This window comes from Phaeobacter sp. JH20_08 (assembly GCF_048056635.1).
GTDB classification, from domain to species: Bacteria; Pseudomonadota; Alphaproteobacteria; order Rhodobacterales; family Rhodobacteraceae; genus Phaeobacter; species Phaeobacter bryozoorum.
In genome coordinates this window covers 349,175-373,023 of sequence record NZ_JAYMVV010000011.1, presented here as the reverse complement: position 1 = coordinate 373,023, position 23,849 = coordinate 349,175, and the positions used below count along the sequence as shown (strand labels likewise).

The 23,849-nt window shown below is 62.8% G+C and carries 23 protein-coding genes; 7 read left to right on the top strand and 16 right to left on the bottom strand.

The genetic code is table 11. The features are described from left to right. Positions 1 to 65: 65 nt before the first annotated feature. Together VWY75_RS12325 and VWY75_RS12320 are read left to right on the top strand one after the other, a co-directional pair. On the top strand, positions 66 to 1,961 hold the full coding sequence (locus tag VWY75_RS12325; RefSeq protein ID WP_340546089.1) for an acyl-CoA synthetase: 1,896 nt from the start codon (positions 66 to 68) through the stop codon (positions 1,959 to 1,961). 142 nt (positions 1,962 to 2,103) lie between these two features. Further along, positions 2,104 to 3,030: an alpha/beta hydrolase gene (locus tag VWY75_RS12320; protein WP_416539066.1), complete on the top strand. Its 927-nt coding sequence runs from the start codon at positions 2,104 to 2,106 to the stop codon at positions 3,028 to 3,030. A gap of 31 nt (positions 3,031 to 3,061) precedes the next feature. Here VWY75_RS12320 and VWY75_RS12315 read toward each other — a convergent pair whose 3' ends face one another. The 15 genes from VWY75_RS12315 to VWY75_RS12245 all read right to left on the bottom strand — a co-directional run bounded on the left by VWY75_RS12315 (position 3,062) and on the right by VWY75_RS12245 (position 18,990). Continuing rightward, entirely contained in the window at positions 3,062 to 3,625 is a 564-nt protein-coding gene (locus VWY75_RS12315) for a DUF4453 domain-containing protein (protein WP_340546087.1), read from the bottom strand. A 51-nt stretch (positions 3,626 to 3,676) separates the two neighbouring features. After that, positions 3,677 to 4,513 carry an alkaline phosphatase family protein gene (locus VWY75_RS12310; protein ID WP_260081714.1) on the bottom strand — a complete coding sequence of 279 codons (837 nt, stop codon included), beginning with the start codon at positions 4,511 to 4,513 and terminating at the stop codon, positions 3,677 to 3,679. Between the two features lie 123 nt (positions 4,514 to 4,636). Further along, positions 4,637 to 6,274: an ABC transporter ATP-binding protein gene (locus VWY75_RS12305; protein ID WP_340546086.1), complete on the bottom strand. Its 1,638-nt coding sequence runs from the start codon at positions 6,272 to 6,274 to the stop codon at positions 4,637 to 4,639. Continuing rightward, a complete protein-coding gene (locus tag VWY75_RS12300) occupies positions 6,271 to 7,086 on the bottom strand; it encodes an ABC transporter permease (RefSeq protein ID WP_340546085.1) in 816 nt (271 codons plus the stop codon). The genes VWY75_RS12305 and VWY75_RS12300 overlap by 4 nt, the downstream gene beginning before the upstream one ends. Then, complete coding sequence (locus VWY75_RS12295; protein ID WP_416535138.1) at positions 7,083 to 8,039, bottom strand: ABC transporter permease; 957 nt, start codon at positions 8,037 to 8,039, stop codon at positions 7,083 to 7,085. Before VWY75_RS12295 ends, VWY75_RS12300 begins: the two co-directional genes overlap by 4 nt. 14 nt (positions 8,040 to 8,053) lie before the next feature. After that, positions 8,054 to 9,640, bottom strand: a complete 1,587-nt coding sequence (locus VWY75_RS12290; RefSeq protein ID WP_061048721.1) for an ABC transporter substrate-binding protein — start codon at positions 9,638 to 9,640, stop codon at positions 8,054 to 8,056. Positions 9,641 to 10,116: 476 nt separating this feature from the next. After that, positions 10,117 to 10,563: a D-aminoacyl-tRNA deacylase gene (dtd, locus tag VWY75_RS12285; protein WP_416535081.1), complete on the bottom strand. Its 447-nt coding sequence runs from the start codon at positions 10,561 to 10,563 to the stop codon at positions 10,117 to 10,119. A 28-nt stretch (positions 10,564 to 10,591) separates the two neighbouring features. Further along, the gene (locus VWY75_RS12280) at positions 10,592 to 11,263 is read right to left on the bottom strand and encodes a nitroreductase (protein WP_340546080.1); all 672 of its coding nucleotides are present in this window, start codon (positions 11,261 to 11,263) and stop codon (positions 10,592 to 10,594) included. Positions 11,264 to 11,313: 50 nt separating this feature from the next. After that, positions 11,314 to 12,468, bottom strand: coding sequence for a TFIIB-type zinc finger domain-containing protein (locus VWY75_RS12275; RefSeq protein WP_416539065.1), 1,155 nt, complete (start codon positions 12,466 to 12,468; stop codon positions 11,314 to 11,316). 11 nt (positions 12,469 to 12,479) lie between these two features. Next, on the bottom strand, positions 12,480 to 13,007 hold the full coding sequence (locus VWY75_RS12270; RefSeq protein ID WP_416539064.1) for a cytochrome b/b6 domain-containing protein: 528 nt from the start codon (positions 13,005 to 13,007) through the stop codon (positions 12,480 to 12,482). 87 nt (positions 13,008 to 13,094) lie between these two features. Continuing rightward, the gene (locus VWY75_RS12265) at positions 13,095 to 14,282 is read right to left on the bottom strand and encodes an SPFH domain-containing protein (protein ID WP_416539063.1); all 1,188 of its coding nucleotides are present in this window, start codon (positions 14,280 to 14,282) and stop codon (positions 13,095 to 13,097) included. 56 nt (positions 14,283 to 14,338) lie between these two features. After that, positions 14,339 to 15,223 carry a DUF2927 domain-containing protein gene (locus VWY75_RS12260; protein WP_340546338.1) on the bottom strand — a complete coding sequence of 295 codons (885 nt, stop codon included), beginning with the start codon at positions 15,221 to 15,223 and terminating at the stop codon, positions 14,339 to 14,341. A gap of 86 nt (positions 15,224 to 15,309) precedes the next feature. Next, positions 15,310 to 16,506 (bottom strand): toxic anion resistance protein, encoded by a 1,197-nt coding sequence (locus VWY75_RS12255; protein WP_416535086.1) that lies wholly within the window; start codon positions 16,504 to 16,506, stop codon positions 15,310 to 15,312. A gap of 22 nt (positions 16,507 to 16,528) precedes the next feature. Continuing rightward, complete coding sequence (locus VWY75_RS12250) at positions 16,529 to 17,446, bottom strand: 5-bromo-4-chloroindolyl phosphate hydrolysis family protein (protein ID WP_416539062.1); 918 nt, start codon at positions 17,444 to 17,446, stop codon at positions 16,529 to 16,531. 191 nt (positions 17,447 to 17,637) lie between these two features. After that, positions 17,638 to 18,990 carry a pseudouridine synthase gene (locus tag VWY75_RS12245; RefSeq protein ID WP_416539061.1) on the bottom strand — a complete coding sequence of 451 codons (1,353 nt, stop codon included), beginning with the start codon at positions 18,988 to 18,990 and terminating at the stop codon, positions 17,638 to 17,640. A gap of 62 nt (positions 18,991 to 19,052) precedes the next feature. On the opposite strand from VWY75_RS12245, the gene VWY75_RS12240 reads away from it, so the two are divergent. Together VWY75_RS12240 and VWY75_RS12235 are read left to right on the top strand one after the other, a co-directional pair. After that, positions 19,053 to 19,514, top strand: coding sequence for a nucleoside deaminase (locus VWY75_RS12240; RefSeq protein ID WP_416539060.1), 462 nt, complete (start codon positions 19,053 to 19,055; stop codon positions 19,512 to 19,514). 83 nt (positions 19,515 to 19,597) lie between these two features. Continuing rightward, on the top strand, positions 19,598 to 20,221 hold the full coding sequence (locus VWY75_RS12235; protein ID WP_416539059.1) for a DNA-3-methyladenine glycosylase I: 624 nt from the start codon (positions 19,598 to 19,600) through the stop codon (positions 20,219 to 20,221). Positions 20,222 to 20,368: 147 nt separating this feature from the next. On the opposite strand, the gene VWY75_RS12230 is transcribed toward VWY75_RS12235, so the two are convergent. Beyond that, a complete protein-coding gene (locus VWY75_RS12230) occupies positions 20,369 to 21,061 on the bottom strand; it encodes a metal-dependent hydrolase (RefSeq protein ID WP_340546071.1) in 693 nt (230 codons plus the stop codon). A 193-nt stretch (positions 21,062 to 21,254) separates the two neighbouring features. On the opposite strand from VWY75_RS12230, the gene gatC reads away from it, so the two are divergent. The 3 genes from gatC to VWY75_RS12215 are packed head-to-tail and all read left to right on the top strand — an operon-like array spanning position 21,255 to position 23,846. Next, the gene (gatC, locus tag VWY75_RS12225) at positions 21,255 to 21,542 is read left to right on the top strand and encodes an Asp-tRNA(Asn)/Glu-tRNA(Gln) amidotransferase subunit GatC (RefSeq protein WP_008561736.1); all 288 of its coding nucleotides are present in this window, start codon (positions 21,255 to 21,257) and stop codon (positions 21,540 to 21,542) included. Positions 21,543 to 21,545: 3 nt separating this feature from the next. Further along, positions 21,546 to 23,033 carry an Asp-tRNA(Asn)/Glu-tRNA(Gln) amidotransferase subunit GatA gene (gatA, locus tag VWY75_RS12220; RefSeq protein WP_416539058.1) on the top strand — a complete coding sequence of 496 codons (1,488 nt, stop codon included), beginning with the start codon at positions 21,546 to 21,548 and terminating at the stop codon, positions 23,031 to 23,033. A gap of 39 nt (positions 23,034 to 23,072) precedes the next feature. Continuing rightward, complete coding sequence (locus VWY75_RS12215; RefSeq protein ID WP_416539057.1) at positions 23,073 to 23,846, top strand: hypothetical protein; 774 nt, start codon at positions 23,073 to 23,075, stop codon at positions 23,844 to 23,846. Positions 23,847 to 23,849 lie beyond the last annotated feature (3 nt).

Genomic DNA, 23,849 nt, shown 5'->3' with positions numbered 1-23,849 from the left:
GTCGTTTCAAATCATTTTGTGTTAACTGAAATTCCCCGGCACAAGGGGACTAGGGGAGGAAACCAATGGGATTTGCCACGGCTGCGGACTGCTTGGCACTAACGAACGAGATGCCTTTTGGGCAGCGGAATATGCCGACGACGCTTTATGGGTTGCTGTCCCGTACGGCCGGGAAATTTCCCGACAACAACGCGGTGAGCTACCAGATATTCTCTGGTCCCAAGGATAAGGCCGAGACCCTGACCTGGCGCCAGCTGAAGGACAAGGTGACCCAGGCGGCGAATATGTTCCGCTCCATGGGGATCGGTGAAAAGGATGTGGTCGCCTATATCCTGCCGAACTGCAATGAAACCGTCGTGACCCTGCTCGGCGGCGCTGTGGCAGGCATCGCTAATCCGATCAACCCTCTGCTTGAGCCGGAGCAGATCGCCTCGATCCTGCGCGAAACCGGGGCGAAGGTGGTGGTGACGCTGAAGCCTTTCCCCAAGACCGACGTCGCCCAGAAGGTGGCGGAGGCGGTGCGCCATGCGCCCAAGGTGAACACGGTTCTGGAAATCGACCTCAACCGCTATCTGACGCCGCCAAAATCCTGGATTGTACCGATGATCCGCCCCAAGCTTGAGGGCAAGGACAAGCTGGCCCATGCGGATTACAAGAATTTCAACAAAGAGCTGCGCAAGCATCCGACCGAGCTGACGTTCGCGGATTCCGACAGCGACCGGGTGGCCTGCTATTTCCACACCGGCGGCACCACCGGGATGCCCAAAGTGGCGCAGCACACCTATTCCGGCATGAACTACAACGGCTGGCTGGGCAGCAAGCTGCTGTTTACCGCAGATGACAATATCATGTGCCCGCTGCCGCTGTTCCATGTCTTTGCCTGCCATGTGATCCTGATGGCGGCGGTGGCCTCGGGGGCGCATGTGGTGTTCCCGACACCGCAGGGCTATCGCGGCGAGGGTGTCTTTGACAATTTCTGGAAGCTGATCGAACGCTGGAAGATTTCCTTTATCATCACCGTACCCACTGCAATTTCGGCCAAGATGCAGCGGCCCGTCGATGCCGATGTCTCGACCGTAAAGACGGCCTTCTCCGGCTCGGCGCCACTGCCGGTCGAACTGTTCAAACGGTTCGAAAGCGCAACGGGCGTCAGCATTGTCGAAGGTTACGGCCTGACCGAGGCGACCTGCCTGGTCTCCTGCAACCCGGTTCAGGGCGAAAAGAAGATCGGCTCGATCGGCATTCCGCTGCCCTACACTGACGTCAAGATCGTGAAGGCAACCAATGGCGATATGGTCGAGCTGGGTGTGGATGAGATCGGTGAGATCTGTATCTCGAGCCCCGGCGTCTATGCCGGTCATACCTATACCGAGGTCGAGAAGAACGAAGGTCTGTTCTACAAGGACACCTATCTGCGCACCGGCGATCTGGGCCGTCTGGATGCGGATGGCTATCTCTGGATCACGGGCCGGGCGAAGGATCTGATCATCCGCGGCGGCCACAATATTGATCCGGCCGAAATCGAAGAGGCGCTGCTGGGGCATGAGGCCGTCGCCTTTGCGGGTGCAATCGGCCAGCCGGATGCCCATGCCGGCGAGGTGCCATGTGCCTTTGTCGAGCTGGTGGATGGCGCAAGCGTGACGCCGGAGGATCTTTTGGCCTATTGCAAGATCCACGTGCATGAACGCGCGGCAATCCCGAAACATGTCACGGTGATGGATGAGCTGCCAAAGACGGCCGTGGGCAAGGTGTTCAAACCTGATCTGCGCAAGAATGCCATCACCCGGATCTACAATGAGGCCCTGCTGAAGGCAGGCCTGCCTGCGCGCGTCGAACATGTGGTCGACGACAAAAGCCGCGGTCTGGTCGCCCAGGTTGAGGCCAATGGCGCTTCGGCCTCCGATATTTCGGATGTGCTTGGTGTCTTTACCCGCCCCTGGGAACCGATGCCAAAGGGCTGATCCCAGAGCGGCGGATGGCACTGCGCCACCCCAGCATCAGAAAGCGCCCCACGCGGGCGCTTTTTTCATTTGTAAAGCATGGTTTTTGATTTCGGCGCTGCTAATCTCATTCGACGGACTATGAAGATAGGGAACGGGTGAGATGAACTACGAGCGGCTGATCGACGAAGAAACCTGGGCCTTTATCCGCAAAACCGGCGAATGTTACCCGGATGATGCGGTGGATCTGTCGATCACGGAACAGCGCAAGGTCTATAATGACATGGCCGCTGAATTCCGTGTCGCGCGCCCGGATGTGGTCCGCTGCGAGGATCGGCTGGTGGGGGCGGTCCCGGTGCGGATCTACACCGCCGGAGAGCCGGGCTGCACGGTGATGTACTGCCATGGCGGCGGCTTTGTCGTTGGTGGATTGGACAGCCACGATGACGTCTGCGCCGAGCTTTGCGCCCAGAGCGGCTATCGCGTTGTGGCGGTGGATTACCGTCTGGCCCCAGAACATCGCCACCCTGCGGCCTTTGAGGACGCCTGGGCGGTCTTGCAGTGGATCCGCGACAGTTTTGAGGGGGATCTGGTTCTGGCTGGTGACAGCGCCGGTGCCAATCTCTGTGCCGCCGTGGCGCATCATGCGCGCGGACGTATTGGCGGGCTGGTGGGGCAGGTGCTGATCTACGGCGCCTTTGGTGGCGATATCAATCAGGGCTCTTATCTGGAACACGCGCAGGCGCCGATGCTGACACGGGATGATATCCTCTACTACGGGTCAATTCGCCGCCCGGAAGGCACGCAGGCGACGGGCGATCCGACCCTCGAACCGCTGGCCGATACCGATTTTTCCAACCTGCCCGCAACGGTGCTGATCACTGCCGACTGTGATCCGGTGCGTGATGATTCCCGCCATTACCGCGACAAGATCATGGCCGCCGGTGGCAAAGCGCATTGGATCAACGAACAGGGGCTGGTCCATGGCTATCTGCGCGCCCGCCATAGCGTCGGCCGCGCCCGTGACAGTTTCGAACGGATCTCCGTCGCCGTGGAGGCGCTGGGGCAGGGGCTCTGGCCCTATGAGTGAGCGCTGTCGTCGCCCGGCCCCTGGCACATGATCAGCCTGCGAAATCGCGGCAGTTTTCAGGGGCGGCTGCGCGGTTGTACCAGCCGCCGCTCTTGACCCGCCAGTCGCTGCTGTGGGTGGTGACATAGGACCAGTTGCCCACTGGAAGATGCGCATAGCCGATGGTGTCGCCGGGTTGGATCGTGCCGATACGGGCGGTGCCCGCACTATGGCCGGAATGGAGCGGGACCGGAGCGCCAAGCCAACCCAGACAGGCGCCTTCAAATTCATCGCGGATCGGCAGATCCACCAGCAACCGCCGCAGATGCGTATCGTTCAGCGTCAACTGCCTGCGCCCGGTGTTGACCTTGCAGCCGTGATACTTCTCCAGCGCGCGGATGTCCTGCACCTGCCGGTTGCTCTGCGGGTCAAGCGCGACGGATTTTCCGAGGCAATCGCTATTGTCGAAAACGCTTTGGCCCAGCACCGTTCCAAAACAATAGCCGGCACGGTCCATGATCAGATTTCGCGTGAACCACAGATCATCGCAGCCGTCCTGTGCAAACGCGGGCAAGGGCAGCAGCGTTAACAGTAGTGTAAGATAGCGGATGGGCATGGCAGGCTCCTGTTGATCGCGGCGACGGTCCGATAAGCCTGCCATGGATCCTCAGCCGAGGAAAGATTTTGCCTTCATCGTGTCGGCGATGGGCGCACCAAGGCGGCTGAGGATGGTAGGCGCCAGCTGGCGCTGGTCGATCACCACATCTTCTGCCGGGCCTTCGGCCGGGCCGAAATAATACAGCGCGGTTTCCTGTTGCAGGGCGCTGCGCCCGCCGTGGTGGCCGCGATCATCCTGCCCGTGATCGGCGGTGACGATGATCTCATAGCCCATTTCGCGCCATTTGAAGATAAACGGCGCCAGCATCTCATCCATGACGAAACAGGCGTGGTCCATTTGCTGGCAATCGTGGAAAAACCGGTGCCCCATGCTGTCCAGCGTGCAGGTGTGCAGCATTCCGTAGTTCAGCCCGAACCGCAGGCAGAGGTTTGTCAGCGTGCCAAACAGATCGACGTCCGACGGGGTCATCTGGTTGTCCAGCCCGTAGCCGGTCATCGAATGGAACCGCCCGTGATTGATCGTGGCGCTGTCCGGTTCGTCATATTCAACGTCGCGCACGGGGTCATAGGGGTGGCGGTTGAAGAAGGAGGACCAGAAACTATGCGCCACCGCACCGGTTACGCCGCCGCCCTCGCGAACCTGGCTGAACACATCCTTGTGGCCCAAGCGGAAGACATTGCCATTGCCGGTGCAGCCATGTTCGGCGGGGGCAACACCTGTGTGGATCGAGGCATAGCAGCTGGCGGAGATCGAGGGCAGCACCGACCGGTGTTTCCAGACCCGCGCTTCGCCGCTGTCGACCCAGCCTTCCAGATTGCCAAACAGCCGACGGAAGTTGCGCCACGGCACCCCGTCCAAGATGATAAGGAGAAGTTTGTTGTCCATCGCAGAACCCAAGGTCTTGTAAAGGTGAGTTAAAAAGGCGGCCGTGAGGAGTGTTCCTGCGACCGCCTTTGAGTGCGTCCCGCCGCAGTTGCCTGCGACGGGGGGATATCAGGTGCTGGGCTGCTAGTTGCCCGCACTTTCCATCTTGCGGTTGGCGATGACCTCTTCCAGCCACCCGAGCCGCATTTCCGGCACCGAGCTGAGCAGCAGATCGGTGTAATCGTCAAAGGGGGGCGACAGCACTTCGGTCTTGCCGCCATAGCGCTGGACGCGGCCCTGATACATCACCGCGATATTATCCGAAATCGCCCGCACCGTGGCGAGATCGTGGGTGATGAACAGATAGGCGACATTCTCGATCTTTTGCAGTTCCAGCAACAGCTTCAGAATGCCATCGGCCACCAGTGGATCCAGCGCCGAGGTGACCTCGTCGCAGATGATCATCTTGGGCTTGGCCGCCAGCGCACGTGCAATACACACCCGCTGTTTCTGTCCGCCCGACAGCTCCGCCGGGTAACGGTCGATGAAGCTTTCGCCCAGCTCGATCTCATCCAGCAGTTCGATGATGCGCTTGCGCTTTTCGGCGCCCTTCATGCCAAAGTAGAACTCCAGCGGACGGCCGATGATCGTACCGACGGTCTGGCGCGGATTCATCGCCACATCCGCCATCTGATAGATCATCTGCAATTCGCGCAGATCCTCGCGGGTGCGTCCCGCCAGATCGGAGGACAGCCGACGCCCGGCAAACTCGATATCACCCTCGCGCGGTGGCAATAGCCCGGTGATCACCCGTGCCAGTGTCGATTTACCAGAGCCGGATTCTCCGACCACGGCCAGCGTCTGACCGGGGTGCAGGTCGACGTTCACATTATGCAGCACATCGAATTTGGTGCCCTGGTAGCGCGCGGTGATATTGCGCACGCTCAGCACCGGCTCCGAGGTCGGGGCCTTTTCCTCATGGGTGATGGAGCGCACCGAGACCAGCGCCTGTGTGTACTCCTCCTGCGGGGCGTTGATGATCTGATCGACGGGGCCGTATTCCACCATATTGCCGTGGCGCAGCACCATGATGTCGTCGCTCACCTGTGCCACCACCGCAAGGTCATGGGTGATATAGAGTGCAGCCACACCCGTGTCGCGGATGGCTTCCTTGATCGCCATCAGCACCTCGATCTGGGTCGTCACATCCAGCGCCGTTGTCGGCTCGTCAAAGACCACCAGATCCGGCTCCGGGCAGAGCGCCAGCGCCGTCATGCAGCGTTGCAGCTGACCGCCGGAGACCTGATGCGGATAGCGCTCGCCGATATTGTCGGGATCGGGCAGACCCAGCTTGGCAAAAAGCGCGCGGGCGCGGGCTTCGGCCTCTTTCTTGGAGAACTTGCCCTGTTCAACCGCCGCTTCGATCACCTGTTCCATGATCTTCTTGGCCGGGTTGAACGAGGCCGCCGCCGATTGCGAGACATAGGTGACCTCGCCGCCGCGCAGGCGACGGATATCGCGCAGTTTGGATTGCAGGATATCGCGGCCATTCACCCAGACCTCGCCGCCGGTGATCTTCACACCGCCCCGGCCATAGGCCATGGAGGCCAGCCCGATGGTGGATTTTCCGGCGCCGGATTCGCCGATCAGCCCCAGCACCTTGCCCGGTTGCAGATCAAAGCTGACACCATGCACGATTTCGATGTCATGGGGCTTTTCCCCCGGCGGGTAGACAGTTGCGCCGATCTTGAGATTGCGCACTTTCATAAGAGGTTCGCTCATCCGCGGCCTCCTTTCAGCGAGGTTGTGCGGTTCAGGACCCAGTCCGCGACAAGGTTGACCGAGATCGCAAGGGTGGCGATGGCGATGGCAGGCAGCAGTGCCGCCGGAATGCCATAGACGATGCCTTCCTTGTTTTCTTTCACGATCCCGCCCCAGTCGGCTTCTGGCGGTTGCACGCCAAGGCCGAGGAAAGAGAGCGTCGAGACAAACAGCACCATGAAGATGAACCGCAGGCCCATTTCGGCCACCAGCGGTGACAGCGCGTTGGGCAGGATTTCGCGGAAGATGATCCAGGCGGTTTTCTCACCCCGCAGACGCGCGGCTTCGACGTAGTCCATCACCTCGATATCCACCGCAACAGCACGGGCGAGACGATAGACGCGGGTGGAGTCCAGCAGACCCATAACCACGATCAGAACCGGCACGGTCACCGGCATCACCGACAGCACCACAAGGGCAAAGATCAGCGTCGGGATCGACATCACCAGATCGACCAGCCGCGACATCACCTGATCCACCCAGCCACCGGCAACGGCGGCAAAGAAGCCCAGCACCGATCCGGTGACAAAGGACAGGATGGTGGCCGCAGTGGCGATGAAGATGGTGGTGCGTCCGCCATAGATCATCCGGCTGAGAAGATCACGGCCGATATTGTCGGTGCCAAGGAGATGCTCAGCCGAGCGCGGCTCCCAGACGTCACCGACAATTTCAGCCATCCCATAGGGGGCCAGCAGCGGTGCAAAGATCGCCATCAGGAAGTAGAGGGCCGTGAAGAACAGCCCGATCATTGCAGAGATAGGGATATTCTTCATTTCGGATGCCTCAGACGCGGGTTCGACAGGATCGCCACGATGTCGGCAATCATGTTCAGCACGATGTAGACGGCGGCAAAGATCAGACCGCAGGCCTGCACCACCGGGACGTCACGCTTGGACACGTGGTCGACCAGATACTGGCCCATGCCGGGGTAGACAAAAACCACCTCGATCACCACGACGCCGACCACCAGATAGGCGAGGTTCAGCATCACCACATTGACGATCGGTGCGATGGCATTGGGAAAGGCGTGACGGGCAATCACGTTGAAGGTGCTCAGCCCCTTCAGCTCCGCCGTCTCGATATAGGCCGATTGCATCACGTTGAGGATCGCCGCCCGCGTCATGCGCATCATATGCGCCAGAACCACCAGTGTCAGCACCGCGACGGGCAGGGCAATGGCGTTCAGTTTTTCCAGCAGGCTCATGGATTCATTGATCATTGCGACAGAGCTGAACCAGCCCATCTGCACCGCAACGAAATAGATCAGCAGATAGCCAATCAGGAATTCCGGGATCGAGATCGAGGCCAATGTCACGGCCGAGATCAGTTTGTCAGGCCAGCGGTCGCGGTAACGTACCGCCAGAAGGCCCAGGAAGATCGCCAAGGGAACCGAGATCACGGCAGCCCAGAACGCCAGGAACAGCGTGTTGCCAAGACGGCGGCCAATGCTGGTTGCAATGTCCTGACCATTGGTCAGGGCGGTGCCCAGATCACCTTGCAGGGCGCCGAACAGCCAGTCGAAATAGCGCAGAACAGCCGGTTCATTCAGCCCCAGTTCCTCGCGCAGGTTGGCAAGTGCCTCGGGCGTGGCCGACTGACCCAGAATGGACTGCGCCACATCGCCGGGCAGGATCAAGGTGCCCATGAAGATGAGCACGGATGCGGCGATCAAGAGAATTAGTCCCAGCGCGAGGCGCTGGGACACAAGTTTCACGACGGGGTGCATGGCATGGACCTCTATCAGGCCAACCAGCACTTATGCGACCATTTGCCGGCCATGGTGTCGCCGGTGGAATCCACCACCCAACCCTGAACCTTGCTGCTGGTCGCTTCGATGAAGTCGTTGAACATCGGGCAGATCAGACCGCCTTCGTCCCGCACCATCATGCCCATCTGGCTGTAGAGCGCCTTGCGCTTTGCTTCGTCCAGCTCGCCGCGGGCGGCAAACAACAGCTGGTCAAAGTCTTCGCGCTTGAAGCGGGTGTCGTTCCAGTCTGCGGTCGACAGATAAGCGGTCGAATACATCTGATCCTGCACCGGACGGCCACCCCAGTAGGAGGCACAGAACGGCTGGGCGTTCCAGACTTCGGACCAGTAACCATCACCGGGCTCGCGCTTCAGTTCCAGCGGGATACCGGCGGCATTGGCCGACTGCTGGAACAGCTGGGCTGCATCCAATGCACCCGGGAAGGCAACATCCGACACCCGCAGGGTGATCGGGCTGCCGTCATGGCCGGATTTCTTGTAGTGCTCTGCCGCTTTGGCCGGATCAAACGGGCGCTGCGGGATGCTGTCATCAAACAGCGGATAGGCGGAGTTGATCGGCATGTCGTTACCGACGGAGCCATAACCGCGCAGAACCTTATCGACCATTTCCTCACGGTTGATGGCATATTTAAGCGCCAGGCGCAGCTCGTTGTTGTCAAACGGCGCGGTGTCGCAATGCATGATGAACACATAGTGGCCCGGACCGGCTGCGTTGCGCACGGTCAGGTTCGGTGCACGGTCGAGGAGACCTGCAACCTTCGGCTCAACACGGTTGGCGATATGTACCTGACCCGATTGCAGCGCCGCCATACGGGCGGTGGCGTCGTTGATTACCACGATTTCGACTTCATCGACATGGCCGCGGGTGTCATCCCAGTAGTTGGGGTTCTTCTTCCACATATGGCGCACGCCCGGCTCATCGGCGACCAGCATATAGGCACCGGAACCGATGCCCGCTGCCGGGTTGTCAAAGCCGCCATCAGGCTGGATCATCAGGTGATAATCGGCCATCAGATAGGGCAGGTCGGCGTTGGGCGTGGTCAGCGAGACGACGAAGTTGTCGCCATCGGCCTTCATGCTTTCGATGCCGCGCATAATGCCGAGCGCACCCGATTTACTGTCCTCGTTGGAGTGGCGCTCCATGGTGCGCATCACGTCCTCGGCCGTCACCGCCTTGCCGTTGTGGAATTCAACGCCCTTGCGGATCTTGAAGGTCCAGGTCTTGGCGTCTGCACTGGCTTCGACGCTTTCGGCGAGACGGTTTTCGATGCCGCCTTCGGGCGTCACGTTCACCAGCGTTTCACCGAACTGATAAAGATTGTGGTAGGGCACCTGGCTTGCGGCCACGGCGGGATCGAGCGAGTCGGTGCTGCCGCCGCCGATGGAGCCGAGCTTCAGCGTGCCCCCTTTGACCGGGCCTGCGGCCTCGACGGCGCGGGCAAACAGGCTGCCTGCTACTGCGGCGCTGATGCCGAGTGCGGCGGTTTTGCCCATGAATTCACGCCGGGTCATTTTCCCGGAGGTGACGCTTTGCGTCATGAAATCAATCTGGTCTTTCATTGCGGACTCCCTGTCGTATCTAGACGCTGAACACGTCATTTCTTGAATTGTCATTCAAGGTTTGCGCATTTGCTGCGACCTCGCAACCCTTATTAGCGTGCTTTCTGGCGCAGGCGGGGATGGCGAAGGCATAAAGAGACGGTGATCCCGTCGTCTTTTGGAACTGGTATGTCGTATTTGGTAAGAAGTGAATGGCTGGTGGGACAATATGTGGAAAAAACCAATGCACTCGCGATGCCAATTATTATCGCCGCCGCACCCCGTATTTCGCCAATGGATGGTGGACCCCGCCTGATTTTCGGCCAAAACGGGTGATCCGAGCCGGTTTTGCGACAGGCCGCAGCTGCGGGCGCGATGGCCGATCTGGCGCATTTGCGCGATTTCGGATGCTTGCTTTGGCACCAATGGGCGCGTCAGGACATGACGGAAAACGACATCCGCAACCTAACCGCAATCCGCCCGCAGAAAAGCGCAGTTCACCAGTCCGCGCTGTCCATCCAGATGGTCACCGGACCGGAGTTGATCAGCGCAACCTGCATATCGGCCCCAAAGGACCCGCGCGCCACAGGCACCTCAAGCGCCGCCAGCTGATCGGCAAACCGGGTGTAAAGCGCGCGGCCCAGATCCGGCGCGGCGGCATTGGAGAAGCCGGGCCGGTTGCCACGGCGGGTATCGGCGGCCAGTGTAAACTGGCTGACAACCAGCGCGCCGCCGCCGATGTCCTTTACCGAGCGGTTCATCTTGCCCGCCTCATCGCGGAAAATCCGCAGCTTGCTGATCTTGGCCGCCATCTGATCCGCTTCGGCCGCGCTGTCCCCCGCCATCGCGCAGATCAGGATCAGCAGGCCTTCACCGATTTCACCGATGATATCGCCGTCGACGGTGACAGACGCCTCGGACACTCGCTGGATCAGGGCACGCATGGATTATCCTACTCAGTGATATGCGGCGTCAGTCGCGCCAGGTGGTGAAGTCGTGCAGTTCAGCGCGTTCAGTGCGGAACTGGTTGGCCGGGTGGTCGGGATCGGCATAGCCGAAAGACAGCGCACAAAGGATATTTCGATCCTCCGGTATGTCGCAGAGCTGATGCAGCATCGGCGCATAGGTGGCAACAGCCGCCTGCGCGATGCTGGCAACGCCCGCTGCGGTTGCGGCCAGCGTGAACCCGGTGACAAAGCCACCGCAATCCAGCGCACCATAGGGGCCAAGCTCCTTGGGGCTGGTCAGAATCGCGCAATGGGGGGCGTCAAAAAGCGTAAAGTTGCGCATCATCTGCCGGTGAGAGGCGGCGCGATCGCCGCGTTCAACACCAACCGCCTCATAAAGCGCCCAGCCGCAGGCCTGTCGCCGCGCCTTGTAATCGCCACTGTAACGCTCGGGAAAGGGGAGGTCGGGGGCAACAGGATCCTTTGCGACCGCCTCCGCCAGGGCCACCCGCAGCGCATCCGTCGCCGCGCCGCTGAACAGCGTCACCTGCCAGGGCTGGGCATTGCACCAGGAGGGCACTTTCTGGGCGCAACGCAGGATATCCTCGATAACCGCACGGGGTACCGGATCGGGGCGAAAGCCGCGACAGCTGTGACGGCGGCTGAACAGCGCATCAAGCGCAGGAAGGGTGGTCATGGCGGATCCTTATGTCGGCTTCGGGGGAGTCGTGGCCTCGGCGCGGAATGTCAGCGTGATCCGAAATAGGCCACAGCAGCGCCGATCAGCAGTGCCAGAGCAACGGCGGCGGCAATTTTCCACACCGAATAGGGGCGTTCTCCCTGTACCCGACCGGATTGCCCGTTGACCACAAAACGATAAGTCTTGCCCCGATATTTATAAGCGGCCAGCCAGACCGGCAGCAGCACATGTTTGAAGGTGATATCGGAAAAATCGCTGTCGATATGTTCGATCCGTTGCCGATCCCCGCCAATGTCAAAACGCACGTCGCGTTCGATGACCCGGCGCATCCGCGCAGTCGCCTCGCCGTAGCCATCGGCCAGTTCCACCGCATAGGCCTCGGCCCGGAACCCGGCCAGATACTGCGGCTGGTAAGGCTCCAGCGCCGACAGGTCCCAGGGCTCCAGCGCATCGGTGTTCTTTTTCGGCAGGCTCTTGGAGGCGAGCACCAGCACATCGTCAAAGAACCGCTGCACCCGCCCCGAGACCGGCCGCCAGCGTATCTTCGGCACCTGCCGCGACTGGCGCTTGCCGTCGACCATCACGGTTTCGGTGACATAATAGACGGTGCCGCGCTGGCCGCGATACTGTGAGCGGGTGTCGGCGTCGAAGGTCCAGTAGGGGACATAGATGCCGTCCATGCGTCGGCCTTTGCGGGCATATTGTTGCAGGCCGCTCGGCGCAAACCACAGCTGGCCCAGCCAGTCCGACATCGCCTGATGGGCGCTGCGCTCATCAAAGGCGAAGGGCAGCACGCCCTTGGGCTTGATATGACGGTGGATCCCGGTGTCTGTGACCATCGGCGTGGCGCAGAACGGACATTCCCCCGCATGGTCCTTTGGGTCAAATTCCACCTGCGCGGCGCAGTTCGGACAGCGCAACACGCGGGTTTCTTCCATGTCGGCCTCGGCCAGCCCCGAGGAGAGCGCCGTCTCGAAATCCAGCTCCCGCAGGCTGCCACCCCGCCACGGGCCGGATCGGATCGCTTCCCGGTGGCCGCAATGATCGCAGGTCAGCGTGCCGTTTTCAGGATCATAGCGATAATCCGCGCCGCATTGCTCGCAGGGGAACCGATGTTCCTCAAGCGGTGCCTGCGTCTCGGCGCTGGCGGAGCTCTCGGCAGGCGACAGGCCGGAGGGCGGCGGCGGTGGGGGCTGGGTCACGTGGGGAAGCCTCAAAGATATCTATGCAGCAGTTTCGGCACCATGATGCGCAGGGCGTTGTCCTTCAACAGGAAATGGCGCCACAGATGGAACAGCCCATGCAGGACGATGACAATGAGCAGCGCATCAAAGGCAAGTTCATGCAGCTCTTCAGCCAGCTCATGCAGGGTGCGGCTGCCTGCGGCCGGATTGATCGGCAACACCCCAAAAGCGCGGATCGCAAAGGGAGCCAGCACCCCGGCCAGCGCTCCGGTTGCGACCATGACCGGCAGGCCGATCTGCAAGACACGGTGGTTCAACCCGTGGAACCGTCTGGCCCAGCCCGGCAGCTTGGGACCGGCGCGCCCGGCCAGCCCTTTGCGCAGATAGACAAGTGTCCAGATCAGCACGACCACGGCAAGGAGCAGGCCGACGCCCGCGTGGGTGGCCAGCGCCAGCCCCGGATCGGCGCGGTTTTCCTCCGGTTCCACGAGAAAGAAATAGAGGATCAATCCAAGGCTCAGCCAGTGCTGCCATTTGAGCGCGCTGCGTCGGGTCATATGCAGAAGGTCCTTCGTGGCACAAGGGCTGCGGTCGGTCCTGAGAAAGGGCGCCGGTGATCGCAGCGCCCTCGGGATTGTGTGATGTCAGCCAGCCGGCGGTGCGGGCGGCGGTGGCGGAGGCGGCGGTGGCATGATGGTGAACAGCTGCGCCAGTTCGATGACATCGCCTGCCGCCTTCCAGCCGTCCTGACCGGGTGTCCAGACCAGGCTGTCCCGGCGCAATCCGCCCTCTTGTGCCATTCGCCCCAGTCGGGCCTTGGAATAGGGGCCGGTGGTCTGACCGTTCTCGGCGATGTGCCAGACATGTTCCACCGGTGGAGGCGGCGGCGCCACCGGCGCGGCGGCCTGCGGCGCAGCGGGTGCGGGCCGCGCGCCCCAGGGACCGCTGGTCTGACCCGCTGCATGAGCGGCGGCACCCGGCTGCGCCATCTGCGCCATCTGCTGGGCCATTGCCATGCCCATCCCCATGCCCATTCCGGCCCCCATGCCACTATTGGGCGCCTGGGCGGCGGCGGTCATCGCCTCGGCGGCGGAGAACTGCGTGTAACGGCCAAGATCACCGACGATTCCCATCTGGGTGCGCTTGTCCAGCGCCTGTTCGACCGCGGCGGGCAACGAGATATTCTCGATATAGAGCTCCGGGATCGCGATGCCGTATTCGGCCACCGTGGCGGAAATCTCAGCCGCCACCAGCTTGCCCAGATCGGCGGTATTTGCAGCCATATCCAGAACCGGAATGCCGGAGCCTGCCAGAACCCGGCTCACCTGCTGGACGATGATATTGCGGATCTGGAAGGAGATTTCATCCATGGTGAACTCACCATCGGTGCCGACGATCTCACTCAGGAACCGGGCCGGGTCCACCACCCGGATGCTATAGGTGCCAAAGGCGCGCAGACGGACCGGCCCGAACTCCGGGTCACGCGCCATGATCGGGTTCTTGGTGCCCCACTTCAGATCATTGAACCGGGTGGTGTCGACAAAGTAGATCTCGGATTTGAACGGCGACTGAAAGCCGTGATCCCAATGTTGCAGGGTGGTCATGATCGGCATGTTGTTGGTCTCCAGCATGTAGAGACCGGGGGTGAAGACATCGGCCAGCTGACCTTCATGCACAAAAACCGCCGCCTGACCTTCGCGCACCGTCAGCTTGGCGCCGTATTTGATCGCGTGGCCTTCGCGCTCGAACCGCCAGACCAGCGTGTCATTGGTGTCGTCGGTCCAGTGGATGACGTCGATGAACTCTCCCTTGAGAAAGTCGAAAATACCCATTGTCTTCATCCTCTTTCGGCGATGCCGGGGCATCGGGGTCGGCAAATGCGGAGCCGCTACTGCGGCTCTCCCATGATATCATATGCGATGGCTTGCACGATGGGCCGCGCCTCATCGGCGGACATGCCGGTGCGCAGGCGCGGATCGTACAGGATTTTCAGGAGTTTCTCATCCTGGCTGGTCAGCAGCGCAAATTCGTCGTCATCGTTGAAAATCGAGGGGCGCGCCTGCGGGCTGTCGTTGCGCAGGCCAAGGCCCTGGGCAACTTCCTCGTGGATACAGCTGCGCCGCGCCAGATCCGGGTGCTCGGCGCGGATAAGCGCGACCCCGCGCATATAGGACGATGGATCCGCCTGCAGCCCCCCGGCGCGCACCAGACAATAGTAGCTCTGCGGCGGGTTGGCAAAAACCTCTAGGTCGGCGTCGCTGATCGACGGCAGGATCTCCCGCACGCGGCCGGCGACATAGGCGCTGTCGTCGGCGCCTGCAAAGATCACGTTGAAATTGGCGCGCGCGCGGCTGGTGGTGGTGCTGATCGGATGGCCGGTGATCCGGGCCAGACGGGCGGCATAGGCATCAAGGGTGGCGCGATCCTTCTGCTGCTGTTCTGCGCTGACCGAGGGGCCAAAATCGGCCCGCAGACGCACCGGCCCGTCCCAGCGCCCAAGCGCGCCGGAGGTGCGCAGATTGCTGCTGCCATATTCGTCGTAAAAGGCGATCTGCTCAAAATTCCGGCGCAGATCATCGGCGTCATAGGGCGTCTCCGGCCCGCCCCCATCGGTCCGCAGCAGCCCGCGCGTCAGCAGGTCCTGCTGGAGGGCGCCATAGTAGCGGGCCAGCCGCTGGCTCTCGGCGGAGGGCGGCTTGGGCTGCGGGGCGAGATTGGCCGGGCGTGTCGGCGGCACCAGCGAGGTGCGCTGAGCGAGGGGATCGCATCCCATCAGGAACGCAGTCCCGGCCAGCGCGCCGACAAGCACCGGCACCAGCCGTCGCCTTCGGGCGCGCTGCGATATCGGCGCGGCTGCGGTCATGCGGTGCCGGGAACCGCCGTGGCGGCGGTATCGCCGACCCCGTCGCGCCGCGCCTTTGCCGAGGCCAGCGTGTCACGCAGCTCCGCTTCCATCTTCTTAAGCTCCGCCTCGGCGGCGGCGCGCTTGGCCTTGCCCTCATCGGCGATCTGAAGGCTTTCCTGAATGGTGCCGATCAGATCCGCATTCGCCTGTTTCACCGCTTCGATATCAAAGACACCGCGCTCCATCTCCTGTCGGATCATCTTGTTGCTTTCGCGCAGATTGGCCGCGTTGGAGGTCAGCAGCTCATTGGTGAGGTCATTGGCATCGCGCACCGCCGCCGCCGCCTCGGCGGAGCGCTGGATGGTAACAGCCTGTGCCAGCTGGGTCTCCCAGAGCGGCACGGTATTGACCAGCGTCGAATTGATCTTGGTCACCAGCGATTTGTCATTCTCCTGCACCAGCCGGATCGACGGCAGCGACTGCATCGTCACCTGGCGCGTGAGCTTCAGATCATGCACCCGGCGTTCCAGATCGTCGCGGGCCGCGCGCATGTCGCGCAGCTCCTGCGCGCGCATCACCTGATCGGCCTCCGGTGCGGCGGCCACTGCCGCCTCCAGCGCCGGGATTTCCTTGCTGTCCAGTTCGGCCAGCTTGGCCTCACCTGCTGCAATATAGAGCGCCAGTTCGTCATAGAAGCTCAGCGTCTTGGCATAGAGCAGATCAAGCGACTTGATATCCTTCAGCAGCTGATGCTCATGGCCAAGCAGATTGTCGGTGATGCGGTCGATCTGGCCCTGCACATCCTCAAATCGCGCGGTGAACTTCGCAAAGGGCGCAGCGCGACCCAGCAGCCGCTCCCAGAAACTGCGCTTGCGGCGCACATCCAGTTCGGACACCGAAAAGCCCCGTATCGTGGTGACGATATTGCGCAGGGAATCGCCGGCAGGGCCGACATCCTTGTTGCGCACATCGGTCAGCATGGCCTGGCTGATCTGTTGCAATTCAGCCTGCGCACCGGAGCCGAAGTTGATGATCGAGTTGCTGTCGGACATGTCGATCTGCGCCATGCGCGACTGTATGTCTGCACTGGTGGCGGCGTCGGCCTGATCCAGCGACTGGATTTCGGCCGTCGGTTCCGGCAGTGCGATCGCGGTGATTTCGGAGATCAGCTGAGCCTCCTGGGCGGCTTTCGTCTGGGTCGTCTTGGACATGTCGAAGTTCCTTATGGCTGTGTCAGCGGGGGTCCAGGTGAACGCCCTCGCGCTGCAAACGGTCCCGCAGCACGTCGATTTCAACGGTCAGATCGGTGCGGTCCTCCAGCAGCATCTTGCGGGTGCGGGCGGCAAAGTTTTCCTCAAGGTCGCGCAGCAGCGCCAGATAATCCTCGCGCGATCGGGGGTCGCCACTGCGCGTATAGATATCGGCAAACTTGATCGTGGCGTCGCGCGCGCCCATCAGATAGACGGTCAGATAGCGCCGCGCGCCGGTCAGGTCGCGGGGGTCTTCCTCAACCGTGCGGAAGAGATCGCGCGCCACCTCCTGAAAGGCCTCAACCCGCTGTTCGACCTCGCGGTCACGGGCGCGCAGAGCAGCATCCTTCATGGCCGAGAGATAGGTTTCCGCCTCTTCGACGACACGGGCGACCCGGTCGCGCTGGAAATCGTCGATGCCCTCGGCGCCCTTGTCGCGCAGGGGATCAAGCCCAAAGGCCGCCAGATGCAGGCCGCTCGCCGCTGCGGCATAGATCAGCGCCGTCAGCGCGCCGGGGTCCTGCCGCCAGGCGGCAAACAGCGCGCCGACACCGCAGAGCAGCGCGGCGAGGATCTTGCGGGGCAGGGCAGGGCGACGGGCGACCTTGCGATCGTCATAAGCGGCCTCGGCCCTCAGCCCGTCGCGCAGCAGATAGGCCGATCCGGCCCATGTCGCGGCCGCAAGCAGCCCAAAGGCGAGACCGGCAGCCCCCGAAAAAACGGACATCAGCGCGACCAGACCGGCAGGCAGCGCCATCAGATTGGCGCGTGCTCCGACCGGATCGACGCGGGCATTGCGATAGCTGCCAGAACTGGAGCCCGCGCCGCCCGACGCCGGTTCATCGGCGGCTTTCCGCTCTTGTTCGTCGGGACTGTATTTGCCGCCAAAACGCCGCGCCATGCGATCAGCCTCCGACCAGCCAGCCGGTTGCCAGACCGATCATCAGGATCAGCAAGGCCACAAAGGCGAGTTTCTGCACGTTTATTCCCCCGAGATGAGCGCTCCAAGCAATTGGAAACTTAGGATATGCAGCGCCATCTTGCTAGGGGGAAGTCTCAGGCCTTCGCCGCAGGGCCGTCTTTGGCGGTGGCTCAGCGCCGGGGCGGTTTGCCGCCACCGCGTGGGGCTGAACTGCGACCCGCATCACGGCCAGCTCCGCCGCCTGCGGGTTTGCCGCCGAATTTTCCGGTCGGTTTGCCTGTCGGCTTGTCCATCGGTTTTCCGGTCGGTTTGCCAGCTTGCTTGCCAGTCGGCTTGCCGGTCGGTCTGCCGCCCGGCGTCTCCGTGCTGCGACCCGCCGGTTTTCCTCCGGGCTTTCCGGCGAACCGGTCAGCGGGTTTGCCCTTGCCTGAAAATTTGCCGCCGGACGCGCCGCCAGGACCGGACCGGCCGGCGGGCCGGGCGCCTGAACGCTCTGCGGGTCTGTCGCCAGAGCGGTCCGAGCCTGCAAATGAACGGCCCGCCGGTTTTCCGGCAGGTTTTCCGACGGGCTTGCCGCCTGGTTTTGTCGCTGGTCTTGCGCCGGCTTTCGTCGCTGGCTTGCCCGCCGGTTTCGCGGCACCGGGGCGCTGTCGTACCGGGCGGCCTGGGCGCTTGGGCTTGTCGTCTTCCTCGGTCTCGGGACCGGTCAGACCCAGCTGATCGCGCACCACACGCGGACGCAGCTCCTCGACTTCGCCTGGCTTCAGATTGCCCAGCTGGAACGGCCCATACGACAGGCGCAGCAGGCGGTTTACGGTGAACCCGATATCCTCAATGGCGCGGCGGATCTCCCGGTTCTTGCCTTCGCGCAGGCCAATGGTCAGCCAGGCGTTTGCGCCCTGCTGACGATCCAGCGCGACCGTCATCGGCTGAAATCTCTCTCCCTCGATCACGAGCCCCTGACGCAGCGGTTCAAAATCGCTGTCCTTCGGTCGGCCGTTGATCCGCACCCGGTAGCGGCGCAGCCAGCCGGTCGACGGCAGCTCCAGCTGCCGCTTGATGCCGCCGTCATTGGTCAGCAGCAGCAGCCCCTCGGAGTTGAGGTCAAGCCTGCCGACCGTCATCACACGGGGCATGTCCTCGGGCAGCTCATCAAAGATGGTCCGGCGGTCCAGCTCGTCGCTGGTGGTGGTCACCAGCCCCGCTGGTTTGTGATACATCCACAGGCGCGGCGGCTCCGGATCCTGCATCGGCATGCCATCCACCACGATCCGGTCCTTGCCCAACACCACATTCAGCGCCGGGCTGTCGATGACCTTGCCGTTCACGGCGATACGCCCTTCGGCGATCATCTTTTCGGCCTCGCGCCGCGATGCAACACCGGCGCGCGACAGCACCTTTGCGATGCGGTCGCCGTCCGGGCTCTCGCCGGTTGCGGAGGGGGCGGTCGGTTTCTTGCTGGCGCGGGCTGGTTTCGCCGCTGCGGGGCGCTGGCCCTTGGGGGAGGATGGTGTTTTGCTCATACCTGAGGCCATAGATCATTCCGCGCGGTTGCGAAAGCTCCCATTCTGGGGCAGGGAGAGCTATGCCGTTTCGTTCTCATATGGATATTGCCCTTGCCGAGGCGCGCGCAGCCGCCGCGCGCGGCGAGGTGCCGGTGGGCGCCGTGCTGATCGCGCCGGATGGCCGTGTCGTGGCACAGGCGGGCAATCGCACCCGCGAACTGAACGACCCCACCGCCCATGCCGAGGTGCTGGTGATCCGTGCGGCCTGCGCCGCCGCCGGTTCCGAGCGGTTGACCGGTCACGACCTTTACGTGACGCTGGAACCCTGCGCGATGTGCGCGGCGGCGATTGCTGCCGCCCGCATCGGGCGTGTTTACTACGGGGCGTCCGATCCGAAATCCGGTGGCGTCGCCCATGGTGCCTGCGTGTTCTCGCACCCGCAGGCTCATCACGCGCCCGAGGTTTACGATGGCATTAGCGCAGAGCCGGCCGAAACCCTGCTGAAGGAGTTCTTTGCGGCGCGTCGCGCGGGGGGCGGTTGACCGCGCTGATTTCCTGCCCGTAGCGTGGCGGCGCGGCGGGCCAGCAGATGAGCGGCCTGCACTGCCGAAAAAGGGGGCGAGTGATGAGCAAGGAATATCTGGCAGATGACGGGCAGCTGCGCTGTGGCTGGGCTGGATCCGCGCCCGAGTTTCTGGCCTATCACGATCAGGAATGGGGCTATCCGGTGGCAGATGATCGCCGCCTGTTTGAAAAGATCTGTCTGGAGAGCTTTCAATCCGGCCTGAGCTGGCGGACCATTCTGGCCAAGCGCGAGAACTTCCGCGCCGCCTTCCATGATTTTGACTGGGACCGCGTGGCGGAATTTGGCCCGCCAGATGTGGAGCGCCTGTTGCAGGATGCAGGCATTGTCCGCCATCGCGGCAAGGTCGAGGCGGTGATCAACAATGCCCGGCGCGCGCAGGAGATGGTCAGGCAGGAGGGCTCGCTGGCGGCGTTTTTCTGGCGGTTTGAACCCGGTCCCGATGCGCAGGTGCCGCCGCAGACGGCCTCTATCACGCCGCAGTCCATCGCGCTGTCAAAAGAGCTGAAGAAACGGGGCTGGAAATTTGTCGGCCCCACCACCTGTTTTGCCTTCATGCAGGCGATGGGGCTGGTCAATGATCACGCGGAGCATTGCATCTGCCGCGCGCAGGCGGCCAGGGCGCGCGCCAGCTTTCAATCCCCGGCCTTATCCGGCGGCGAGTGATCAGGCCGCACGCGTGATCTTCGCGCTTTTGAGGTCAGCGCGCTACCAGGCTTTCGCGCGTGCCCGCGCCGCCCCGGCCGGGGCGGCGCCACGCCCAACGGGACCGGATCTGCACCGCAGACCGGGGTCCGGGCGGGAGCCTGTCGGCTAGACGTCGATTACGTCCAGAACCTGCGGCTCGATCACCGTCACATCCGGCAGCGCCTCGGCCAGTTTCTCGGCGCTCTGCTCAAGGATCGGGAACGTGCGGTAGTGGCAGGGGATCACGGTTTTGAAGTTGAAATACCGTGTCGCCGCATAGGCCGCCTGCGCCATATCCATGGTGAAATGCCCGCCCGCGCTCAGGATGCCGATGTCGGGTTTGTAGTAATCCCCCATCCAGTCCATATCGGCCATCAACCCGGTATCGCCCGAGATATAGAGCGTCTTGTTTTCACTCATCAGCATGTAGCCGACTTCGCTGCCCCCGGTGCGCAGCCCGTCCTGGGTGGCAAAGGTCGAGCTGTGCGAGGCAGGCACCATCGCCAGTTGCGGCCCGTCCAGATTGACGGTTCCGCCTTTGTTGAAGCCGATGGTGGTGACCTCCTCGGTCTCGCCCCAGATGCCCATCAGGTCATATTGCCCCACAATCGGCACATCCAGGCGTCGCGCCAGCGCCAGCACGTCGATCACATGGTCGAAATGCGCATGGGTCAGAATGATATGGGTGGCGCCGGTGATCGCGGCGTCATGCTGGTCCTCGGCGAGCATGGGATTGCCGGTGAGCCAAGGGTCGACCAGCAGAACCTGCCCTGCGGTCTCGATGCGAAAACTGCCATGGCCCAACCAGATGATCTTCATGTTCTGTCTCCCTCAATACTGTTACGATCGGCCCCGCTGGCGCATCGTCTTGGCCTAAGCCTATCGCGCTTGGTGCAAAAATCCACTCGCCCGCGCTCCGTCACGCCGATTTCACCGGGGTTTCGCGCCGCCACAGGCTTGCGGCGGCGGCGGTGCGGCGGTAAATGCGTCCTAACACGAGATGAGGGTTTCCATGTCGATTGACCAAAGCACCGCCGCAAAAGTGGCCAAACTGGCCCGTATCAAGGTCGAAGAGGACGCGCTGCCAGCACTGGCGGATGAGTTCAACACCATCCTCGGCTTTATCGAGCAGCTGAACGAGGTGGATGTTGAGGGCGTCGAACCGATGACGTCGGTGACGCCGCAGCGCCTGAAACGCCGCGTCGACGAGGTGACCGATGGCAATCAGCAGGACAAGATCCTGGCCAATGCCCCCGATGCCCGCGAAGGGTTTTTTGCAGTGCCCAAGGTGGTTGAATAAGACATGACCGAACTCAACAAACTCACCCTGTCCGAAGCCCGTGACGCATTGCGCAAGGGCGAGACCACCTCTGTCGAGCTGACCAAGGCCTGCCTCAAGGCCATCGAGGCCGCAGATGCCCTGAACGCGTTTGTGCGCAAGACACCCGAAATCGCGCTGGAGCGCGCCAAGGCAGCAGATGCACGGATCAAGGCAGGCGATGCGCCCGCCATGTGCGGCCTGCCGATCGGCATCAAGGATCTGTTCTGCACCAAAGGTGTCGCCAGCCAGGCCGCCTCCGGCATTCTGGAAGGTTTCAAACCCGAATATGAATCCACCGTATCGCAGCAGCTGCAGGATGCAGGCGCTGTCATGCTGGGCAAGCTGAACATGGACGAATTCGCCATGGGCTCGTCCAATGAAACCTCCGTCTATGGTAACGCGGTCAGTCCCTGGCGGCGCGGCAATGATACTGCCGAGCTGACACCGGGCGGCTCCTCCGGCGGCTCCGCAGCGGCCGTGGCTGCGGATCTGTGCCTAGCGGCCACCGGCACCGACACTGGCGGCTCGATTCGCCAGCCGGCCGCCTTTACCGGGATCACTGGCATCAAGCCCACCTATGGGCGCTGCTCGCGCTGGGGGGTGGTGGCCTTTGCCTCCTCCCTGGATCAGGCGGGCCCGATGACTAAATCGGTGCGCGATGCGGCAATGATGCTTGAGGCGATGTGCGGCCACGACCCCAAGGACAGCACCAGCGCCGATCTGGCGGTGCCGAACTTCGAGGCGATGCTGACCGGCGATATCAAGGGCAAGAAAATCGGTATCCCGCGTGAATACCGCATGGATGGAATGCCCGGCGAAATCGAGAAACTCTGGTCCGAAGGCGCCGAGATGCTGCGTGCCGCGGGGGCCGAGATCGTCGATATCTCCCTGCCGCACACCAAATACGCCCTGCCTGCCTATTACGTGATCGCCCCGGCCGAGGCCTCCTCCAACCTCGCGCGCTATGACGGTGTGCGCTATGGCCAGCGCGCGGCGCTGGAGGCGGGCGATGGCATTACCGAAATGTACGAAAAAACCCGCGCCGCAGGCTTCGGCCATGAGGTGCAGCGCCGCGTGATGGTGGGGACCTATGTTCTCTCGGCCGGTTTCTACGACGCCTATTACAACCGCGCCCGCAAGGTCCGCACCCTGATCAAGAAAGACTTCGAAGACGTCTTTGCCCAGGGCATTGACGCGATCCTGACCCCGGCGACACCTTCGGCCGCCTTTGGCCTCGGCGAAATGATCGATGCGGATCCGGTGCAGATGTATCTCAATGACGTCTTTACCGTCACCGTGAACCTCGCCGGTCTGCCCGGCATTTCGGTTCCGGCCGGTGTTGATGCGCAGGGCCTGCCGCTGGGGCTTCAGCTGATTGGCCGCCCCTGGGAAGAGGGCGATCTGCTGAATACGGCCTATGCGCTGGAAGGGGCCGCCGGTTTTGTGGCCAAGCCGGCCCAATGGTGGTAAACCCTGTCCTGATCTGAGCAGAACCAACAGGTGGTGATCATGCGTCTATTCCGGTCCATCTTGGCGACCAGCAGTCTTGTGCTGCTGGCTGCGTGCCAGCCTCCGGTGCCTGAAAGTGGCCCAGAGGCCGGATTTGGCTCCAGCCCCTTTGACCGGGCACCGGCGACAGGCACCACGATTAATGGCGATCCGCTGGTGCCGCCGGTCCGCGTCGCAACCGAGAGCTTGCCGGGCAGCGCGCAGCCCGCCCCCCGCGTCGCAGCCGCAGGCGGTAGCGCCGGATCCCTCGCACCCGCGACCGGCAGCAGCGACGATATTGCCCGCGAAACCGCCGCGGCCCTCGCGGCTGCACGCGGCAACTCGGGCACCGCACCGATCGAGGCCAGCCCGTCAAACCCGGCACCGGCCCTTGCGGGCAATCCGCGGATCTCCGACGAGAATGATTTCGATGCGGTCGCCTCGCGCCAAAGCATCGAAAGCGATGCCGAGCGTCTTGCCCGTCAGCGCGCCCAGTATCAGGTGGTCAGCCCCACCGCAGTGCCCGAACGCAGCGGCGACCGCGATCCCAATATCGTGCGCTATGCGCTCAGCACCTCCAACCCGCGTGGGCAGCGGATCTATTCACGCTCCGGCTTCAACCTGGCGGCCCGCTCCTCGCGCAACTGCGCCGGATTTGCCTCGCCGGAACTGGCCCAGATTGCCTTTCTCGAAGCGGGCGGCCCGAAACGTGACCGCCAGGCGCTTGATCCCGATGGGGACGGCTACGCCTGCGGCTGGGATCCGGCGCCCTATCGACTTGCGGTGCAGAACTGAGGC

Coding starts and splice junctions, on each gene's coding strand:
- VWY75_RS12295 (WP_416535138.1), bottom strand. CDS start 8,039: ATGCACCCCGTCGTGAAACTTGTGTCCCAGCGCCTCGCGCTGGGACTA.
- VWY75_RS12250 (WP_416539062.1), bottom strand. CDS start 17,446: ATGGCGCGGCGTTTTGGCGGCAAATACAGTCCCGACGAACAAGAGCGG.
- VWY75_RS12260 (WP_340546338.1), bottom strand. CDS start 15,223: ATGGGATGCGATCCCCTCGCTCAGCGCACCTCGCTGGTGCCGCCGACA.
- VWY75_RS12265 (WP_416539063.1), bottom strand. CDS start 14,282: ATGGGTATTTTCGACTTTCTCAAGGGAGAGTTCATCGACGTCATCCAC.
- VWY75_RS12320 (WP_416539066.1), top strand. CDS start 2,104: ATGAACTACGAGCGGCTGATCGACGAAGAAACCTGGGCCTTTATCCGC.
- VWY75_RS12280 (WP_340546080.1), bottom strand. CDS start 11,263: ATGACCACCCTTCCTGCGCTTGATGCGCTGTTCAGCCGCCGTCACAGC.
- VWY75_RS12245 (WP_416539061.1), bottom strand. CDS start 18,990: ATGAGCAAAACACCATCCTCCCCCAAGGGCCAGCGCCCCGCAGCGGCG.
- VWY75_RS12305 (WP_340546086.1), bottom strand. CDS start 6,274: ATGAGCGAACCTCTTATGAAAGTGCGCAATCTCAAGATCGGCGCAACT.
- VWY75_RS12310 (WP_260081714.1), bottom strand. CDS start 4,513: ATGGACAACAAACTTCTCCTTATCATCTTGGACGGGGTGCCGTGGCGC.
- VWY75_RS12240 (WP_416539060.1), top strand. CDS start 19,053: ATGCCGTTTCGTTCTCATATGGATATTGCCCTTGCCGAGGCGCGCGCA.
- gatC (WP_008561736.1), top strand. CDS start 21,255: ATGTCGATTGACCAAAGCACCGCCGCAAAAGTGGCCAAACTGGCCCGT.
- VWY75_RS12230 (WP_340546071.1), bottom strand. CDS start 21,061: ATGAAGATCATCTGGTTGGGCCATGGCAGTTTTCGCATCGAGACCGCA.
- VWY75_RS12270 (WP_416539064.1), bottom strand. CDS start 13,007: ATGACCCGACGCAGCGCGCTCAAATGGCAGCACTGGCTGAGCCTTGGA.
- VWY75_RS12315 (WP_340546087.1), bottom strand. CDS start 3,625: ATGCCCATCCGCTATCTTACACTACTGTTAACGCTGCTGCCCTTGCCC.
- VWY75_RS12215 (WP_416539057.1), top strand. CDS start 23,073: ATGCGTCTATTCCGGTCCATCTTGGCGACCAGCAGTCTTGTGCTGCTG.
- dtd (WP_416535081.1), bottom strand. CDS start 10,563: ATGCGTGCCCTGATCCAGCGAGTGTCCGAGGCGTCTGTCACCGTCGAC.
- VWY75_RS12300 (WP_340546085.1), bottom strand. CDS start 7,086: ATGAAGAATATCCCTATCTCTGCAATGATCGGGCTGTTCTTCACGGCC.
- VWY75_RS12255 (WP_416535086.1), bottom strand. CDS start 16,506: ATGTCCAAGACGACCCAGACGAAAGCCGCCCAGGAGGCTCAGCTGATC.
- VWY75_RS12325 (WP_340546089.1), top strand. CDS start 66: ATGGGATTTGCCACGGCTGCGGACTGCTTGGCACTAACGAACGAGATG.
- gatA (WP_416539058.1), top strand. CDS start 21,546: ATGACCGAACTCAACAAACTCACCCTGTCCGAAGCCCGTGACGCATTG.
- VWY75_RS12290 (WP_061048721.1), bottom strand. CDS start 9,640: ATGAAAGACCAGATTGATTTCATGACGCAAAGCGTCACCTCCGGGAAA.
- VWY75_RS12235 (WP_416539059.1), top strand. CDS start 19,598: ATGAGCAAGGAATATCTGGCAGATGACGGGCAGCTGCGCTGTGGCTGG.